The 16,671-nt window shown below is 71.6% G+C and carries 18 protein-coding genes; 13 read left to right on the forward strand and 5 right to left on the reverse strand.

Annotation, left to right across the window (positions count from 1 at the left end):
• Positions 1-16: 16 nt before the first annotated feature.
• Genes ACU436_RS25355 through ACU436_RS25380 form a run of 6 tightly spaced genes read left to right on the forward strand, consistent with a single transcriptional unit; the run spans position 17 to position 5,735 of the window.
• Positions 17-967 (forward strand): aldo/keto reductase, encoded by a 951-nt coding sequence (locus ACU436_RS25355; RefSeq protein WP_459029387.1) that lies wholly within the window; start codon positions 17-19, stop codon positions 965-967.
• Positions 964-1,803, forward strand: coding sequence for an amidohydrolase family protein (locus ACU436_RS25360; RefSeq protein WP_459029388.1), 840 nt, complete (start codon positions 964-966; stop codon positions 1,801-1,803). The genes ACU436_RS25355 and ACU436_RS25360 overlap by 4 nt, the downstream gene beginning before the upstream one ends.
• Complete coding sequence (locus ACU436_RS25365) at positions 1,803-2,204, forward strand: RbsD/FucU family protein (RefSeq protein ID WP_459029390.1); 402 nt, start codon at positions 1,803-1,805, stop codon at positions 2,202-2,204. The genes ACU436_RS25360 and ACU436_RS25365 overlap by 1 nt, the downstream gene beginning before the upstream one ends.
• Complete coding sequence (locus ACU436_RS25370; protein WP_459029392.1) at positions 2,201-3,718, forward strand: sugar ABC transporter ATP-binding protein; 1,518 nt, start codon at positions 2,201-2,203, stop codon at positions 3,716-3,718. The genes ACU436_RS25365 and ACU436_RS25370 overlap by 4 nt, the downstream gene beginning before the upstream one ends.
• A complete protein-coding gene (locus tag ACU436_RS25375) occupies positions 3,715-4,728 on the forward strand; it encodes an ABC transporter permease (protein WP_459029394.1) in 1,014 nt (337 codons plus the stop codon). The genes ACU436_RS25370 and ACU436_RS25375 overlap by 4 nt, the downstream gene beginning before the upstream one ends.
• Positions 4,729-4,763: 35 nt before the next feature.
• Positions 4,764-5,735 carry a substrate-binding domain-containing protein gene (locus ACU436_RS25380; RefSeq protein WP_459029396.1) on the forward strand — a complete coding sequence of 324 codons (972 nt, stop codon included), beginning with the start codon at positions 4,764-4,766 and terminating at the stop codon, positions 5,733-5,735.
• 77 nt (positions 5,736-5,812) lie between these two features.
• Here the strand turns inward: ACU436_RS25380 and ACU436_RS25385 are convergent, their stop codons facing one another.
• Positions 5,813-6,487 (reverse strand): FadR/GntR family transcriptional regulator, encoded by a 675-nt coding sequence (locus tag ACU436_RS25385; protein WP_459029397.1) that lies wholly within the window; start codon positions 6,485-6,487, stop codon positions 5,813-5,815.
• A gap of 39 nt (positions 6,488-6,526) precedes the next feature.
• Here ACU436_RS25385 and ACU436_RS25390 point away from each other — a divergent pair, with 39 nt between their 5' ends.
• Positions 6,527-7,696: an AAA family ATPase gene (locus ACU436_RS25390; RefSeq protein ID WP_459029399.1), complete on the forward strand. Its 1,170-nt coding sequence runs from the start codon at positions 6,527-6,529 to the stop codon at positions 7,694-7,696.
• A gap of 5 nt (positions 7,697-7,701) precedes the next feature.
• On the opposite strand, the gene ACU436_RS25395 is transcribed toward ACU436_RS25390, so the two are convergent.
• From ACU436_RS25395 to ACU436_RS25405, 3 genes are read right to left on the reverse strand one after another with little or no spacing between them, the layout of a single operon-like run.
• Complete coding sequence (locus ACU436_RS25395; protein ID WP_459029401.1) at positions 7,702-8,466, reverse strand: amino acid ABC transporter ATP-binding protein; 765 nt, start codon at positions 8,464-8,466, stop codon at positions 7,702-7,704.
• Positions 8,463-9,377, reverse strand: a complete 915-nt coding sequence (locus tag ACU436_RS25400) for an amino acid ABC transporter permease (protein ID WP_459029403.1) — start codon at positions 9,375-9,377, stop codon at positions 8,463-8,465. Before ACU436_RS25400 ends, ACU436_RS25395 begins: the two co-directional genes overlap by 4 nt.
• A 3-nt stretch (positions 9,378-9,380) precedes the next feature.
• A complete protein-coding gene (locus ACU436_RS25405; RefSeq protein WP_459029405.1) occupies positions 9,381-10,322 on the reverse strand; it encodes an ABC transporter substrate-binding protein in 942 nt (313 codons plus the stop codon).
• A gap of 210 nt (positions 10,323-10,532) precedes the next feature.
• Here ACU436_RS25405 and ACU436_RS25410 point away from each other — a divergent pair, with 210 nt between their 5' ends.
• From ACU436_RS25410 to ACU436_RS25430, 5 genes are all read left to right on the forward strand, one after another.
• Complete coding sequence (locus ACU436_RS25410) at positions 10,533-10,868, forward strand: antitoxin (protein WP_459029407.1); 336 nt, start codon at positions 10,533-10,535, stop codon at positions 10,866-10,868.
• 206 nt (positions 10,869-11,074) lie between these two features.
• Entirely contained in the window at positions 11,075-12,265 is a 1,191-nt protein-coding gene (gene pdhA / locus ACU436_RS25415; RefSeq protein WP_459029409.1) for a pyruvate dehydrogenase (acetyl-transferring) E1 component subunit alpha, read from the forward strand.
• A gap of 1 nt (position 12,266) precedes the next feature.
• The gene (locus tag ACU436_RS25420; protein WP_459029411.1) at positions 12,267-13,241 is read left to right on the forward strand and encodes an alpha-ketoacid dehydrogenase subunit beta; all 975 of its coding nucleotides are present in this window, start codon (positions 12,267-12,269) and stop codon (positions 13,239-13,241) included.
• Complete coding sequence (locus ACU436_RS25425; protein ID WP_459029639.1) at positions 13,241-14,536, forward strand: dihydrolipoamide acetyltransferase family protein; 1,296 nt, start codon at positions 13,241-13,243, stop codon at positions 14,534-14,536. The genes ACU436_RS25420 and ACU436_RS25425 overlap by 1 nt, the downstream gene beginning before the upstream one ends.
• Positions 14,537-14,592: 56 nt before the next feature.
• A complete protein-coding gene (locus tag ACU436_RS25430; protein ID WP_459029413.1) occupies positions 14,593-15,084 on the forward strand; it encodes an FxsA family protein in 492 nt (163 codons plus the stop codon).
• Here the strand turns inward: ACU436_RS25430 and ACU436_RS25435 are convergent.
• Positions 15,081-15,686 (reverse strand): SIMPL domain-containing protein, encoded by a 606-nt coding sequence (locus tag ACU436_RS25435; protein WP_459029415.1) that lies wholly within the window; start codon positions 15,684-15,686, stop codon positions 15,081-15,083. The two genes, ACU436_RS25430 and ACU436_RS25435, sit on opposite strands and share 4 nt — an antisense overlap.
• A gap of 75 nt (positions 15,687-15,761) precedes the next feature.
• Here ACU436_RS25435 and ACU436_RS25440 point away from each other — a divergent pair, with 75 nt between their 5' ends.
• Positions 15,762-16,595, forward strand: a complete 834-nt coding sequence (locus ACU436_RS25440; RefSeq protein ID WP_459029417.1) for a DUF1206 domain-containing protein — start codon at positions 15,762-15,764, stop codon at positions 16,593-16,595.
• Positions 16,596-16,671 lie beyond the last annotated feature (76 nt).

Raw genomic sequence — 16,671 nt, forward strand, 5'->3', positions numbered from 1 at the left:
CGGCGGAGCCGGCGGGGTGGGTGAGCTCAGCAAGCTCGGCTACGGCGGCGCGAACCTCGGCAACCTCTTCACCGCCATGTCCGACGAGCAGGCGCGCGCTGTTCTGGAGGCCGCGTGGAACTGCGGCATCCGCTACTTCGACACGGCGCCGCACTACGGGCTGGGGCTCGCCGAGCGGCGGCTCGGTGCCTTCCTGGCCACCAAGCCGCGCGCCGAGTTCGTCGTCTCCACCAAGGTCGGCAGGCGGCTCGTCCCCAGCCCGGAAACATCAGATGAGTTGGACGAGGAAGGCGGGTTCGTGGTGCCCGCCGACCCGCGCCGCGTGTGGGACCCCTCGGCCGACGGCGTGCGCCGCAGCCTCGACGAGTCCCTGGAGCGCCTCGGCCTCGACCGCGTCGACGTGCTGTTCCTGCACGACCCCGACGAGTACGACGACGTGGAGGGCTCCGTCCGCAGCGCCGTGCCCGCACTGGTCGGACTGCGCGACGAGGGCCTCGTGCGCGCCGTGGGCATCGGCTCGAAGTCGGTGGCGGCCCACCTGGCGGGAGTGCGCACCGGTGACCTCGACCTGCTCATGGTCGCCGGTCGCTACACGCTGCTCGAGCAGCCCGCCGCGCCCGAGCTGATCCCGCTGTGCCGGGAGCGCGGGGTCGGCATCGTCGTCGCGGGCGCCTTCAACTCCGGGCTGCTCTCGACGTCGACGCCGGGACCGGGCGCCCACTACGAGTACGGCGACGCCCCCGCCGAGGTCGTCGAGAAGGCGCGGCGGCTCGCGACGGTGTGCGCGGAGCACGGCGTCGAGCTCCCGGCCGCAGCGCTGCAGTTCCCGCTGCGCGAGCCCGCCGTCCGCTCGATCGCGCTCGGCGCCACCGAACCCGCGCACATCGAGCAGAACGTCGCCCGGATCGCCGAGCCGATCCCGGACGCGCTGTGGGAGCAGCTCGCCGCGGAGGGGTTCCTCCCGTGATCGACGCCCACCTGCACCTGTGGGACCTGCGGCGCAGCGCGTACTCGTGGATCATCCCCGAGCTCGGGCCGCTGCACACCACGATCACCGCCGAGCGGGCCGAAGGTGAGCTGAGCACGGTCGGCGTGGACCGGGCGGTGCTCGTGCAGGCCGAGGACTCGCTCACCGACACCGAGTTCATGCTCGAGGTCGCCCGGGAGCACCGCTGGGTGGCCGGCGTCGTCGGTTGGGTGCAGCTGGACGACCCGGCCGTCGCCGCGGCGCAGCTCGACCGGTTCGCCGCCGACCCCGCGTTCCGGGGGGTGCGCCACCTCGTGCACGACGACCCGCGCGACGACTTCCTCGCGCTGCCGGCCGTGCGCACCTCGCTGGGCGTGCTCGCCGAGCGCGGCCTCCCGTTCGACGTGCCCGACGCGTGGCCGCGCCACCTCGCCGCCACCGCCGAGCTGGCCGGGGCGCTGCCCGGGCTCGCCGTCGTGCTCGACCACCTGGGCAAGCCGCCCCACGGGAGGGCGGACTTCCCGGCGTGGCGGGAGGCGTTCGCCTCGGTGGCCGCCCGGCCGAACACCGTTGCGAAGGTGTCCGGCCTGCAGGTGCGCGGTGAGCCGTTCACGGTGGCGGGTATCCGCCCGGCGTGGGAGGCGGCGCTCGAACTGTTCGGCCCGGACCGGCTGCTGTGGGGCAGCGACTGGCCGATGACGTTGCTCACCGCCGGCTACGCCGGCACCTGGGAGGTCGTGTCGGGGCTCCTCGGCGAGCTCACCGAGGAGGAGCAGGGCAAGATCCTCGAAGGCACCGCGCGACGCGTCTACCGACTCTCCGCAGAGGAGGAGTAGTGCTCTCCGGCATCCACCCGCTCCTGACCGGGCCGCTGCTCGCCCACCTCGACGCGATGGGGCACTCGGACTCCGTCGTGCTCGCCGACGCACACTTCCCGGCCCACCGCCTCGGTGCTCGCGTGCTCGACCTGCCCGGCGTCGCGACGCCGGACCTCATGGCCGCGATCCGCACGGTCCTGCCGCTCGACGACGCGCCCGCCGTCGACCTCATGGCCACCCCGGACGGCGGAGAGCTCCCGGTGCAGAAGGACCTGATCACCGCCGCCGGCACGGGCGACGTGCGGTTCCTCGACCGGTACGCGTTCTACGACGCCGCCGCGCCCGCGTACCTGATCGTGCGCACCGGCGAGACCCGGGTATACGGCAACGCGATCCTCCGGAAGGGCGTCGTCAGGTGACCGGGGCGCTGTTGCTGGAGGCCCGTGGCGTCGGGAAGAGCTTCCCCGGTGTGCGGGCCCTGCAGGACATGCACATCGAGCTGCGCCACGGCGAGGTGCTCGCGCTCGTCGGGGAGAACGGCGCGGGCAAGTCGACGCTGATGAAGCTGCTGTCCGGCATCTACACCCCCGACGAGGGCGAGTTCTTCCTCGACGGGGAACCGCTGCGGGTGACGGGCCCGCGCGACGCCCTCGAGCAGGGCATCAGCATCATCCACCAGGAGTTCAACCTGATGCCCGACCTCACGGTCGCGCAGAACCTCTTCATCGGCCGCGAGCCCCGGGCCGGCCGGCTCTTCCTGGGCGAGCGTGCCCTCGATGCGAAGGCCACCGAGCTGCTCGAGCGGCTGCACCTGCCGCTGAAGCCGCGGCAGCGGGTGGGCGACCTGACCGTCGCGAAGCAGCAGATGGTCGAGATCGCCAAGGCGCTCTCCTACGAGCCCCGCATCCTGATCATGGACGAGCCCACCGCGGCGCTGAACGACGCCGAGGTGCAGGTGCTGCACGACCTCATCCGGCGGTTCCGCCGCCCGGACACCGGCGTCATCTACATCTCGCACCGCATGGACGAGCTGAAGGCGATCACCGACCGGATCACCGTGATCCGCGACGGCCGCTACATCGACACCCTCGATACGGCCACGACATCCATGAGCGAGGTCATCTCGCGGATGGTGGGCCGGGAGATCGCGGGCGGGCTCGGGCCCGAGGGGGTGCGGGACGACCGGCCCGTCGTGCTCTCGGTGCGCGACCTGTCCACCAAGGAACTGCTGAAGGACGTCTCGTTCGACCTGCGGGAGGGCGAGATCCTCGGCTTCGCCGGCCTGATGGGTGCCGGCCGCACCGAGGTGGCCCGCGCGCTCGTCGGCGCCGATCCCGTCGAGTCCGGCACCGTCGAGCTGCGCGGCGAGCCGGTGCGGATCGCGAGCCCGGCCGAGGCCGCGAAGCACCGGATCGGCTACCTGTCCGAGGACCGCAAGCACCTCGGCCTGCTGCTCGAGCAGGACGTCAACGCGAACATCGGGCTCAGCTCGATCCGCGAGAAGTTCCAGTCCTGGGGGTTCGTGCGCGACCGCGCGATGCGGACGCGATCGCGCGAGGTCGTGGACTCGTTGCGCATCCGGACCCCGTCGATCGAGCAGACCGCCAAGTTCCTCTCCGGCGGCAACCAGCAGAAGGTCGTCATCGCGAGGTGGCTGGTCAAGGACTGCGACGTCCTGATCTTCGACGAGCCGACCCGCGGGATCGACGTGGGCGCCAAGGAAGAGATCTACCGGCTGCTGAACGACCTCGCGGCCCAAGGAAAGTCGATCATCATGATCTCCTCCGAGCTGCCGGAGGTGCTGCGGATGTCGCACCGGGTCGTCGTGATGAGCGAGGGCCGGGTCACCGGGCAGCTCGATGCAGCCGAAGCAACCCAGGAGAGCGTCATGCACCTCGCCACCCTGCGTCCGGAGACGGAGGCCGTCAGTTGACAACCCCCACCGCCGCCCCCGAGGAGGAGCAGCGCAAGGTGGCGCCCGCCGGGGTGCGCCACACGTTGCGGGCCGGGCTGCAGCAGTTCCTCGCGTTCGCGAGCCTGCTCGTGATCTTCGTGATCTTCTCGATCGTCAGCCCGAACTTCTTCAACTACGGCAACATCACGAACATCCTGTTCTCGACGGTCGTGATCGGCACGCTCGCGCTCGGGACGACGTTCGTGATCATCACCGGCGGGATCGACCTGTCGATCGGTACCGGGATGGCGCTCTGCGCCGTGATGTCCGGGGTGCTGATCGTGAACGCCGGGATCCCGCTGCCGCTCGGCGTGCTCGGCGCGATCCTCTTCGGCGGGCTGATCGGCCTGGTCAACGGGCTCAACGTGGCGGTCCTCGGGCTGCCGCCGTTCATCGCGACGCTGGCGATGATGCTGGTGGCGCAGGGGCTGGCACTGGTCGTCTCGAACAGCACGCCGATCTACTTCGACCAGACCCCGGCCTACATCGACATCTCGATCGGCAGCATCATCCCCGGCGCAAACTTCCCCAATGCCGTGATCATCCTGGCGCTGGCGGCGGTGATCGCCGGCGTCCTGCTCAACAAGACGGTGCTCGGGCGCTACACGTACTCGATCGGCAGCAACGAGGAGGCCACGGCGCTCTCCGGAATCGACGTGCGCCGCTGGAAGATCCTGATCTACACGCTCGCCGGCCTGTTCACCGGGCTCGCGGGCGTGATGATCTCGGCTCGGCTCGGCTCGGCACAGCCCGCCACCGGCATGGGGTACGAGCTCCAGGCGATCGCCGCCGTCGTGATCGGTGGGACGTCCCTCTCGGGGGGCAAGGGATCGATCGTCGGTACGGTCATCGGTGCTCTGATCATCTCGGTGCTCAACAACGGGCTGCAGATCATGTCCATCCCGCAGGAATGGCAGAACGTCATCCTCGGCTGTGTGATCCTGCTCGCGGTGTATGCAGACCGGGCGCGCAAGAGCACCACCGCCTGACTTCATCCACGCTCGACCAAGGGAGCTCGATCGACATGCGGATCCACCGGATCGGAGCGGCCGTCGTAGCGGCCGCGTTCGCGCTGACGGCCGCGGCGTGCGGCGGATCGTCCGACGCGGGCGGTGGCGGTGACGGCGACCAGCCCTACCTCGCCATCGTCTCGAAGGGCTTCCAGCACCAGTTCTGGCAGGCCGTGAAGCAGGGCGCGGAGCAGGAGGCGGCCAAGCAGGGCGTGCGGATCAGCTTCGAGGGCCCGGCCAGCGAGTCCGAGGTCGAGGCCCAGGTCAACATGCTCCAGAACGCGCTCGGCCGCCAGCCCGACGTCCTCGGATTCGCGGCGCTCGACTCCCGCGCCGCGGCGCCGCTGCTGCAGCAGGCGCGCACCAGCAACATCCCGGTGATCGCGTTCGACTCCGGCGTCGACAGCGACATCCCGCTCACCACGGCCGCCACCGACAACAAGGCCGCCGCCGCCGAGGCCGCCAAGCACATGGCGGAGGCACTGGGCGGCGCCGGGAAGGTCGCCCTGGTCGTGCACGACCAGACCAGCAAGTCCGGCACCGACCGCCGCGACGGGTTCATGGAGTGGATGGCGGCCAACGCGCCCGGTATCCAGGTGCTCGAGCCGCAGTACGGCGGCGGCGACCAGGCGAAGTCGGCCGACATCACCAAGGCGATCATCGCGGCCAACCCGGACCTGAAGGGCATCTACGGCTCGAACGAGGGTTCCGCGATCGGCGTCGTCCGCGGCGTGCAGGAGAGCGGGGTGCAGGGCCTCACCGTCGTCGGCTTCGACTCCGGCGCGGGACAGCTCGAGGCGATCCGCAACGGCCAGATGCTCGGCGCTATCACGCAGGACCCGATCGGCATGGGGAGGGCGCTCGTCGACTCGGCGGTCAAGGCCCTCCACGGCGAACAGTTGCCGAAGGTGATCGACACCGGTTTCTTCTGGTACGACAAGACCAACATCGACAGCCCCGAGATCAAGGAGCTGCTCTACCAGTAGGCCGCCTCTCCGAAGGTTCAGGAAAGCCACATTCATGTACTGCAGGTACATGAATGTGGCTTTCCTGTACTACGGGGTCAGCCGACCGCCTGCCGCAGCCACTCCGCCACGCCGTTGATGTGCACCATCGCGTGGGCGGACACCAGCGCCGCGTCGCCCCTCGTGAGGGCCTCGACGATGGCGCGGTGCTCCGTCAGCGTGCGTTCCACCGCGCCCTCCTCGGACAGGCCGCGCCAGATCCGGGCGCGCAGGGTGCTGCTGGAGAGCGTCTCGAGCAGGCTGGTGAGGTAGGCGTTGCCGGCGAGCTCGGCGATGTAGCGGTGGAACACCTGGTCGTGGGCCACGAGGTCGTCCACCGACGTGGTGCCGTGCACCTGCGTCAGCAGGCCGCGCAGGTGCTCGATGTCGGCGGCCGTCGCGCGCGGGACGGCGAGTGTGGCCGCGGCCGGCTCCAGGATCCGGCGGACCTCGAACAGCTCCAGCACCGACGAGTCCTGGTGGATGTCGACCACGAAGGACATGGCGTCGAGCAGGATGTCGGGCGTGAGGCTGGTGACGTAGGTGCCGTCGCCGCGCCGGACGTCGAGCACGCGGATCACCTCGAGGGCCTTCACGGCCTCGCGCAGCGAGCTGCGGGAGAGCCCGAGCGCCTCGGACAGCTCCTTCTCCGGCGGCAGCCGGTCGCCGGGGCGCAGCTCGCCGGACCGGATCATCGCTTTGATCTCGAGGATCGCCTCGTCGGTGACGGCCACCCGTCGAGTCTGTCAGGACCCCGCCCTAGCGTCTGCCCGGTGCTGACCACCCTGGCCGTCGAGAACTACCGCTCGCTGCGCGATCTCGTGCTGCCGCTGTCCCGGCTCACCGTCGTCACGGGGGCGAACGGGAGCGGGAAGTCCAGCCTCTACCGGGCGCTTCGGCTGCTGGCCGACGCCGCGCGCAACGGGGCGGTCGCCGCGCTCGCCAGGGAGGGCGGGCTGCCGTCCGCGCTGTGGGCGGGTCCGGAGTCGGTCGGCCGGGCGGTCCGCGAGGGAAGGGCGGCGGTGCAGGGCACGCGGCGCACGAAACCCGTCGGGCTGCGGCTCGGCTTCGCGGGCGACGAGTTCGGTTACGCCCTCGACCTCGGCATGCCCGTTCCCACGGAGACGGTCTTCAACCGCGATCCCGAGTTCAAACGGGAGTGCGTCTGGCGTGGCCCGGCGCTGAAACCCGCGGCGCTGCTCGCCGACCGCGCCGGGCCCGTCGTGCGGGCGCGCGAGCAGAGCGGGGCGTGGGGTCAGGTGCCCCACCGCATCGGGCTCGCCGACAGCATGCTCACGGCGTTCGCCGACCCGCGGATCTCGCCCGAGGTGCTGCTGGTGCGCGAGCGGGTCCGATCGTGGCGGTTCTACGACCACTTCCGGACCGACGCCGACGCCCCCGCGCGCCAGGCCCGGGTGGGCACCCGCACCCCGGTGCTCGACCACGACGGTGCCGACCTCGCGGCGGCGTTGCAGACGGTCGAGGAGGTCGGCGACGCCGACGGCCTGCGGGCCGCGGTCGACAACGCGTTCCCGGGGTCGCGGCTGCAGGTGACCGCCGGCGAGGACGGCCGGTTCGAGCTGCGGTTCCGCCAGCACGGGCTGCTGCGCCCGCTGTCGGCCGCGGAGCTGTCCGACGGCACGCTGCGCTACCTGCTATGGGTGGCGGCGCTCCTGAGCCCCCGCCCGCCCGAGCTGCTGGTGCTCAACGAGCCGGAGACCAGCCTGCACCCGGACCTGCTCCCGGCGCTGGCGGCGCTGATCTCCGTCGCCGCCGCCCGCACCCAGGTCGTCGTCGTCACGCACGCGCGGCCGCTCGTGCGCGCCCTCGAGTCCGTCGACGACGCCGCGGCGCTGCTGGAGCTGGAGAAGGAGTTCGGCGCCACGGTGCTGGCGGGACAGGAGGTGTTGGACCGGCCCGCGTGGCACTGGCCGAAGCGCTGACCGGTTCAGAGCACCTTCGACAGGAACGACTTGGTGCGTTCGTGCTGCGGGGCGGTCAGCACCTCGCGCGGGTGGCCCGCCTCCACGACCCGGCCCTCGTCCATGAACACGAGGGAGTCGCCGACCTCGCGCGCGAAGCCCATCTCGTGCGTGACGACCACCATCGTCATGCCGTCGCGGGCGAGGCCGCGCATGACGTCGAGGACCTCGCCGACGAGTTCCGGGTCGAGCGCGGAGGTCGGCTCGTCGAACAGCATGAGCCGCGGCTCCATCGCCAGCGCCCGCGCGATCGCCACCCGCTGCTGCTGGCCGCCGGAGAGCTGCCCGGGGTAGGAGTCGCACTTCTCGGCGAGCCCGACCCGTTCGAGCAGCTCCACGGCGCGCCTGCGGGCGGACTGCCGCTGCTCCCGGCGGACGGTGCGGGGCGCCTCCATGACGTTCTCGGCGGCCGTCATGTGCGGGAAGAGGTTGAAGCGCTGGAACACCATGCCGATGTCGCGGCGCTGCCGGGCGACCTCGGACTCCCGCAGCTCGTAGAGCTTGCCGGCGGCCTCCCGGTAGCCGATCAGCTCCCCGTTCACCCGCATCTGGCCGGCGTCGATGCGCTCGAGGTGGTTGATGCACCGCAGGAACGTGGACTTGCCGGAGCCGGACGGCCCGATGATGCAGGCCACCTCCCCGGGCTCGACGGCGAAGTCGATCCCGCGCAGCACCTCCACCCGCCCGAAGCTCTTGTGGACGTCGGCCGCTTCGACCATGGGGACGGTCATCTCTGCTCCTCCGGGTTGCGCCGGGGGAAGAGCCGGGCGCCGGTCTGCCCGCGGTTCGTGCCGCGCCCGTAGTAGCGCTCGATGTACCACTGCCCGACGGAGAGGAGCGAGGTCAGCGCCAGGTACCAGATGGCAACCACGATGAGCAGCGGGATCGTCTGGAAGTTGACCGAGTAGATCCGCTGCGCCGACGTGAGCAGCTCGAAGTACCCGATGACGACCACGAGCGAGGTGGTCTTGAGCATCGAGATCGTCTCGTTCCCGGTGGGCGGGATGATCACGCGCATGGCCTGCGGGAGCACGATCCGGCGCAGCGTCTGCGAGCGTGACATGCCGAGCGCGCCGGCGGCCTCGCTCTGCCCCTGGTCCACCGACTGCAGCCCGCCGCGCACGATCTCCGCCATGTAGGCGGCCTCGTTGAGGCCCAGCCCGAGCAGGCACGCGGCGAACTGGTTGATCAGCTGGTTGGTGTCGAACGAGATGAACTCCGGCCCGAACGGGATGCCGAGCGAGAGGCGGGGGTAGAGCGCGGCCAGGAAGTTCCAGAACAGCAGCTGCGCGATCAGTGGCGTGCCGCGGAACAGCCAGATGTACACCGCGGACACGCCGGACAGCACGGGGTTCGGCGACAGCCGCATGATCGCGAGCGCGACCCCGCCGAAGATGCCGATGACCATCGACAGCACGGTCAGGATCAGCGTGTTCCGCAGGCCGTTCATGATCGGCGCGGAGAACAGGTACTGCGCGACGATCGGCCAGCGGAAGTTCTCGTTCGTGATCACCGTGTTGACGAACATCGCCGCCAGCACGGCCAGCACCGCGACGGCCAGCCACCGGCCGGGGTGGCGCACCGGCACCGCCTCGATCGGTTTCGGCCGGTTCTTCTCGAGGGGCAGGGGTTCGGCTGCCACCCGTCAGCTCCGGATCTCCGAGGTCGGGATCGCACCCTCGGCGACGTTCCAGTTGTCGAGGATCGTCGAGTAGGTGCCGTCGTCCATCAGGGCCTGCACGGCGCTGCGCACCGCCTCGGAGTACTGGCCCTCGCCCTTCGGAAGGGCGACGCCGTACGGCGCGGTGTCGTAGGTGTCGCCGATCTGCTCCACCGCCCCCTCGGTGGTGGTGACCGCGTAGGCGACGACCGGGGAGTCGGCCAGCATGGCGACGATCCGGTTGGCGGCGAGCGCCAGCGTCACGTCGGACTGCGCCTGCAGCTCGGTCACCTGGATCGCGGGCTTGCCGGCCGCCTGGCAGGCCTGGTTGCGGGCGGTGATGTCCTCGACCTGCGTGGTGCCGGCCTGCACCCCGATGTTCAGACCGCAGAGGTCGTCGGGGTTGACGTTCTGCGGGTTGCCCGACGCGACGGCGATGCTCGTGCCCGCCGTGAAGTAGCTGACCATGTCGACGACCTGGACGCGCTCGTCGTTGATCGAGAACGAGGACATCGCCATCTCGTAGCGCTTGGCCTGGACGCCGGCGATGATCCCGGAGAACTGCGTGTTCTCGAACTGCGCCTTGAGCCCCAGCTTCTGGGCGATCGCCGTGCCGAGGTCGACGTCCATGCCGATGATCGTCGTGCCGTCGGGGGCCGTGAACTCGTTCGGCGCGTAGGAGGCGTCGACCCCGAACTGGAGGACGCCGTCGGACGCGATCTGCTCGGGCACCATCTTGGCGAGCGCGTCGTCGCGCTCCACCGTCGGCACGGTCTCGGTCGGCGCGGCGCCACCCGGGGCGCCACCCGGCGCGGCCGCCGGGGGCGCGCCGCCGCTGCCGTCACCGCCCGCACCGCAGCCCGCGAGAAGGACGGCGAGCGCGGCTGCGCCTAGCGCGACCGGGAACGAACGGCGGATGGCGGGCACGTTGACCTCCTCGTGGGCGGTGATTACGCGGGGATGCTGCCACTCGTACGCCTTTCGGACATCTCGTCGGTGGTCACTGTTGTGTGACATCACCCAGAGTGATTCGGTGCAGATGTCCCGTGAGTCACGGGGCTAGGTTGGGTACTCCCGGAACCGGCAGACACCGTGTGAGCGTTGTCGCGGTGAGAACCACCCCCAACGGAGGACCCGATGGCCCTGATCAAACGCCTCGCCCTGCTGGCCACCGCGGCCGAGGCAGCTCGCCGTTATGCGAAGAGCAACCCTGACAAGGCGTCCAAGTACCTCGACCAGGCTGCGTCGTTCGTCGACAAGCAGACCAAGGGCAAGTACTCGGGCCAGATCCGCGGCGCCGCCGACAAGGCGAAGGGGCTCGCCGGAATCCGGCAGACGCCCGGCTACGGCGCCACCGGCAACGGGTACACGCAGGGTTACGACCAGAACGCGGGGTTCGGGAAGACGGCGGACTACAGCGCGCCGACCCCGCCGCAGCCCGGGCAGTCCGGCCCCACCGAGCCGGGCCGCTAGACCGCATCCGGAGCCGTCGAACGGCACGTCCAGGAGTCATCGGGACGTGCCGTTCGCCATGTCCGGCGCGTCCTCCCCCACGGGCGGGTGCCGTGTCAGGATGACGCCCTGAGCCGGTCGTGGACCCCGCACCGGGGCGTCCCCGACCGCAGCCGCCCCGCGTCCCGCCACGAACGGGAGCGGGTCGATGAGCAGGAGGAGGCACCGTGACCGTTCCGCACGACTGGACCCCACCCAGCACGGGTGTGCAGGAGTCGCGACCCACCCGCGACCAGGTGGTCGCCGGCCTGAAAGCCACCGACGAGGGCGACCCGGAACTGGTCCAGCTCCTCACCCCCGAGGGGGAGCGGGTGTCCGACCCCCGCTTCGACGGCTACGCCACCGACTTCGGCGTCGACGCCCTGCGCGACCTCTACCGCGACCTGGTGCTGGTGCGCCGGTTCGACCGGGAGGGCAACGCGCTGCAGCGCCAGGGGCAGCTCGGCATCTGGGTGCCGCTGCTCGGCCAGGAGGCCGCGCAGATCGGGGCTGGCCGCGCAATGGCGCCCCGGGACATGGCCTTCCCGTCGTACCGCGAGCACGGGGTGGCGTGGACCCGGGGAATCGACCCCACGGACCTGCTCGGCATCTTCCGGGGCACCGACCACGGCAGCTGGGACCCGAAGGCCACCCGTTTCCACCTCTACACGATCGTCATCGGCAACCAGGTGCTGAACGCCACCGGGTACGCGATGGGCCAGAAGTTCGAGGGCAAGGTCGGCGAGGGCCCCGACAGCGAGGCCACGATCTGCTTCTTCGGTGACGGCGCCACCAGCCAGGGCGACGTCCACGAGGGGTTCGTCTGGGCCGCGGTCTACGACGCGCCGGTCGTCTTCTACTGCCAGAACAACCAGTGGGCCATCTCGGAGCCCACCGAGCGGCAGAGCCGGGTGCCGCTCTACAAACGCGCCGGCGGGTACGGGTTCCCCGGCATCCGGGTCGACGGCAACGACGTGCTGGCGTGCCTCGCCGTCACGCGCTGGGCGCTCGAGGAGTGCCGCTCCGGCAACGGGCCGGTGCTGATCGAGGCGTTCACCTACCGCATGGACGCGCACACCACGTCCGACGACCCGTCGCGCTACCGGCTCGCCGACGAGCTGGAGCTGTGGAAGCTCAAGGACCCGATCGAGCGGGTGCGGGTCAACCTGGTACGCGAGCACCACGTCGGGCAGGAGTTCTTCGACGAGGTGCAGGCCGAGTCCGACGCGCTGGCGGAGCGGTTCCGCGAGTTCTGCGTGAACATGCCGCAGCCCACCCCGGACCGGATGTTCTCGCAGGTCTACGCGGAGCCGTCGCCCGTGCTGGAGGCGCAGCGCGCCGCGTACCTGGACTACCACGCCTCTTTCGAGGGGGCCTGACATGGCACAGACGACACTGGCCAGGGCGTTGAACAACGGCCTGCGTGCGGCGATGGATCGCGACCAGAAGGTCATCGTGATGGGTGAGGACGTCGGCAAGCTCGGCGGCGTCTACCGGGTCACCGACGGGCTGCAGAAGGACTTCGGCGAGCAGCGTGTGCTCGACACCCCGCTCGCCGAGTCGGGGATCATCGGCACGGCCATCGGCCTCGCGATCCGCGGCTTCCGGCCGGTGTGCGAGATCCAGTTCGACGGGTTCGTGTTCCCCGGCTTCGACCAGATCGTCTCCCAGCTGGCCAAGCTGCACTACCGGTCGCAGGGCAAGGTCCCGGTGCCGGTCGTCGTGCGGATCCCGTTCGGCGGGGGCATCGGCGCGGTCGAGCACCACAGCGAGTCGCCCGAGTCGTACTTCGCGCACGCCGCCGGGCTGCGGGTCGTGGCCTGCTCGAACCCGGCCGACGCCTACTGGATGATCCAGCAGGCCATCGCGGCCGACGACCCGGTCATCTTCTTCGAACCGAAGCGTCGGTACTGGGAGAAGGGCGAGGTCGACCCGGACGCCGACCCGCCGCCGCTCTTCGCCTCGCGGGTGGTGCGCCCGGGCCGGACGCTGACGGTCGCCACCTACGGGCCGATGCTGAAGACCTGCCTGGCCGCCGCCGCGGCGGCCGAGACCGACGGCCACGACCTCGAGGTGATCGACCTGCGCACGCTGTCCCCGCTCGACCTCGACCCGGTGGTGGAGTCGGTGCGGCGCACCGGTCACCTCGTCGTGGTGTCCGAGGCGCCGTCGGAGTCGTCGATCACCTCGGAGGTCGCCGCCCGGGTCCAGCAGGAGGCCTTCTACTCGCTGGAGGCGCCGGTGCTGAGGGTCACCGGGTTCGACGCGCCCTACCCGCCGTCGAAGTGCGAGGACGGCTACCTCCCCGACCTCGACCGCGTCCTCGATGCCGTCGACCGCTCGCTGGCCTGGTGATCGGGGTGCTCCGAGAGTTCACCCTGCCCGACGTCGGTGAGGGCCTCACCGAGGCCGAGATCGTCGTCTGGCAGGTGAAGCCGGGCGACACGGTCACCGTCAACCAGGTCATCTGCGAGATCGAGACGGCCAAGGCCGCCGTCGAGCTGCCGTGCCCGTGGGCGGGCACGGTGGGCGCGCTGCTCGCCGAGCCCGGCCGGACGATCGAGGTCGGCACGCCGATCATCACGATCGACACCGGTGGCGAGGCGCCTGCGCGTGGCGCGGCCGACGAGGAGGAGGTCCCCAACCTGGTGGGCTACGGCCCGCGCCAGGCCTCGGCGACCCGCCGCCCCCGGCGCATGGCCACCACCCCCGTACCGCAGCAAGGTGGCTCTACTCCGGTAGCTCCGGAGCAAAGCCACCTTGCTGCAGAACCGGAGCCGGCAGCCGGCCGCGGGCCCGTGCCGCTCGCCAAACCGCCGGTGCGCAAGCTCGCCAAGGACCTCGGCGTGAACCTGCGGAGCCTCAGCGGCAGCGGTGAGGGGGGCGTGATCACCCGCGCCGACGTGGAGGGCGCGGCGGCCCCGGCACTGGCCGCTCCGGCACCTCGCGTCGGCGGCGTGCGCCGGGAGCCGATCCGCGGGGTGCGCAGGGCCACCGCGGCGGCCGTGGCGGGCAGCGCCTTCACCGCGCCGCACGTCACCGAGTTCCTGGCCGTCGACGTCACGGCCACGCTCGCGCTGCGGGACCGGTTGCGCGCCACCCGCGAGTACGCCGAGGTGAAGCTCACACCGCTCGCGTTCGTGGCGAAGGCGGTGTGCCTGGCCGCGAAGCGCACCCCCGACGTGAACGCCTCGTGGGACGAGCCGGCCGGCGAGATCGTCTACTACGACCGGGTGCAGCTCGGGATCGCGGCGGCCACCCCGCGCGGGCTGATCGTGCCGAAGATCCGCGACGCCGACCTGCTCTCCGTGCGGGAGCTGGCCGGCGCGCTGACCGACCTCGCCGACACCGCCCGCACCGGCAAGACACCCCCGGCCGACCTGGTCGGAGGCACGTTCACCATCACCAACGTCGGCGTGTTCGGTGTGGACGCCGGCACCCCGATCATCAACCCGGGCGAGGCGGCGATCCTGGCGGTCGGCGCCATCAAGCCGATGCCCTGGGTGGTGGACGGGGAGCTGGCCGTGCGCACCGTGTGCCAGCTGGCGCTGTCGTTCGACCACCGCCTCGTCGACGGCGAGCAGGGGTCGCGGTTCCTCGCCGACGTCGGCGCGTTGCTCACGGATCCGGGGCTCGCGCTCACGTGGTGACCGATCCGTGACTGGATCCCGGGAGCACGGACGGCATCTCGTGCGTTACTAGGAGCATGGCGTTCGTGCTCCTGTACCTCGTGGTCGAGATCGTCGCGCTGGTCGCGCTCGGTTCGGCGATCGGGCTGGGCTGGACGCTGCTCGTGCTCCTGGCCGGTTCGGTGATCGGCCTGTGGCTCGCGCGCCGCGAGGGGGTACGGGCCGCGCAGGCCCTCGCCGAGGCGGTGAACAACCGGCGGGTGCCCACCGCCGAGGTCACCGACGGCATGCTCGTGGCCGCGGCCGGTGTCCTGATCTTCGTGCCCGGCCTGGTCACCGACCTCGCCGGCCTGCTGCTCGTGCTGCCCCCCACCCGCGCGCTGGTGCGCCGCAGGCTGGTGCGCGCCGCCGAGGAGCGCTCTCCGGAGCTGCGCACCGCGCGGATCCGTGCCCAGGCCCCGGTGGTCGACGGGGAGGTGGTCGACGGCGAGGTCGTCGAGCCCGATGCCCCGCGTCCGGACCGCCTGGTGATCGAGGGCACCGTCGTCCCCGGCGAGCCGCGATCCTAGGACTCCAGGGTCCAGGTGGTCGAGCACCGCGCCGTGACGCGCACGGGCTCCGGCTCCAGGCCGAGCGCGCGCACGTCGGGGCCGGCAGCCTCGGTCGCCGCCATCCGGTACGCGACGGGGGCGCCGTGCTCGGGCGCCTCGGACAGCCTCAGCAACGGCCCGAGCGTGCCGCCCAGCGCCACGGCGTAGCCCTCGGCGCGGGCGCGGGCGTCGGCCACCGCGCGTTCCTGCGCCTGCCGGTGCGCCGCGGCCGGGTCCTCGAGCACCCACCTCGGCCCCTGCAGGCCGGTGGGCTCGGCGCCCACGAGCGCCGACAGCACCGCGTCCAGCTCGGCGACGTCCGTGACGAGGAGCGCGAGGTCCTCGCCGGCCCGGCAACCGATCATCTTGTTGCCCCGCCACTCGTTGTGCACCCGCACCCGGCGGTGTCGTACCTGCAGGCCGGGCCGGCTGAGCGCGGGTTCCGCGGCCGCCATGCGGCGGCCGAGGTCGCGTACGGCGTCGGAGCGCGTGCGGGCCACCGCCGTGAAGCTCACGTCGAGCTCGGCGCGGTCGCCCGGCTGCTCGGACCAGCCGCTCCCCTCGGTCACGATCTCGGTCACAATCCCAGGTAACCAGATGCCGGAGTATCCGGCTCTCTAGTAGGCCACCGATACGGCCACATACGGAGTGATGGAATGGCTCGACCCCTCCCGCGCCTGCGACGGCTCGTGCGCGAGGGGCGCTCCGACGCTCCCGGACGCCTCGTCGACGGGCTCGGCCGCATCGGGCTCGTCGGCTACGGGGTGGTGCACCTCATCGTCGCGTGGCTCGCGCTCCAGGTGGCCTTCGGCGTGCCGGACGCCCCGCCCGACGCCGCCGGCGCCGTGGGGACCATCGCGCGTACGCCCGGCGGGCTCCTCGCGCTCGCCGTGGCCGTGGTCGGCCTGGTCGCGTTCGCGCTGTGGCAGGTCATCGCCGCGGCGGTCGGGTTCCGCTGGGTGCACGGCAACGAGCGGATGCGCAAGCGGGTGGGCGCGGTGGCGAAGTCGATCGCGATGGCCGGGCTGGCCGGGATCGTCCTCGAGTACCTCACGGGCATCGGCTCGGCCGACGCCACCACCGTGCCGCAGTTGGCGGCAGACGTGCTGGAGCTGCCGGCCGGACGCGTGCTGCTGGGGATCGTGGCCGCCGTGCTCGTCGCGATGGCCTGCGCGATGACCTACACCGGCGTGCGCCGCACGTTCATGGGCGACCTCGACGTCCACCGGCTCGCTCCAGCCGTACAGCACGCGATCGAGGTGGCGGGGGTGGCGGGGCACCTCGCCCGCGCGCTCGCGATCGGTGTGGTGGGCGGGCTCGCCGGCGCGGCCGCGCTGTTCGCCGACCCGGCCCGGGCCGGCGGTCTCGACGCGGCGCTCCGCGCGCTCGGGGACACGGCGGCGGGGACCTGGCTGCTCGCCGTGGTGGCTGCGGGCTTCGCTGCGTTCGGCCTGTTCTGCATGGCCGACGCCGGCACCCGCCGCGCCTGATCGCGCTCTATCCGCCTTTCTAGCACGATCGCTAGAAGCTCGTAGAACGGGCGATCGGCGACACGCCATCGGGTTC

The sequence above is a fragment of the Pseudonocardia wallangbongensis genome, from assembly GCF_054486945.1.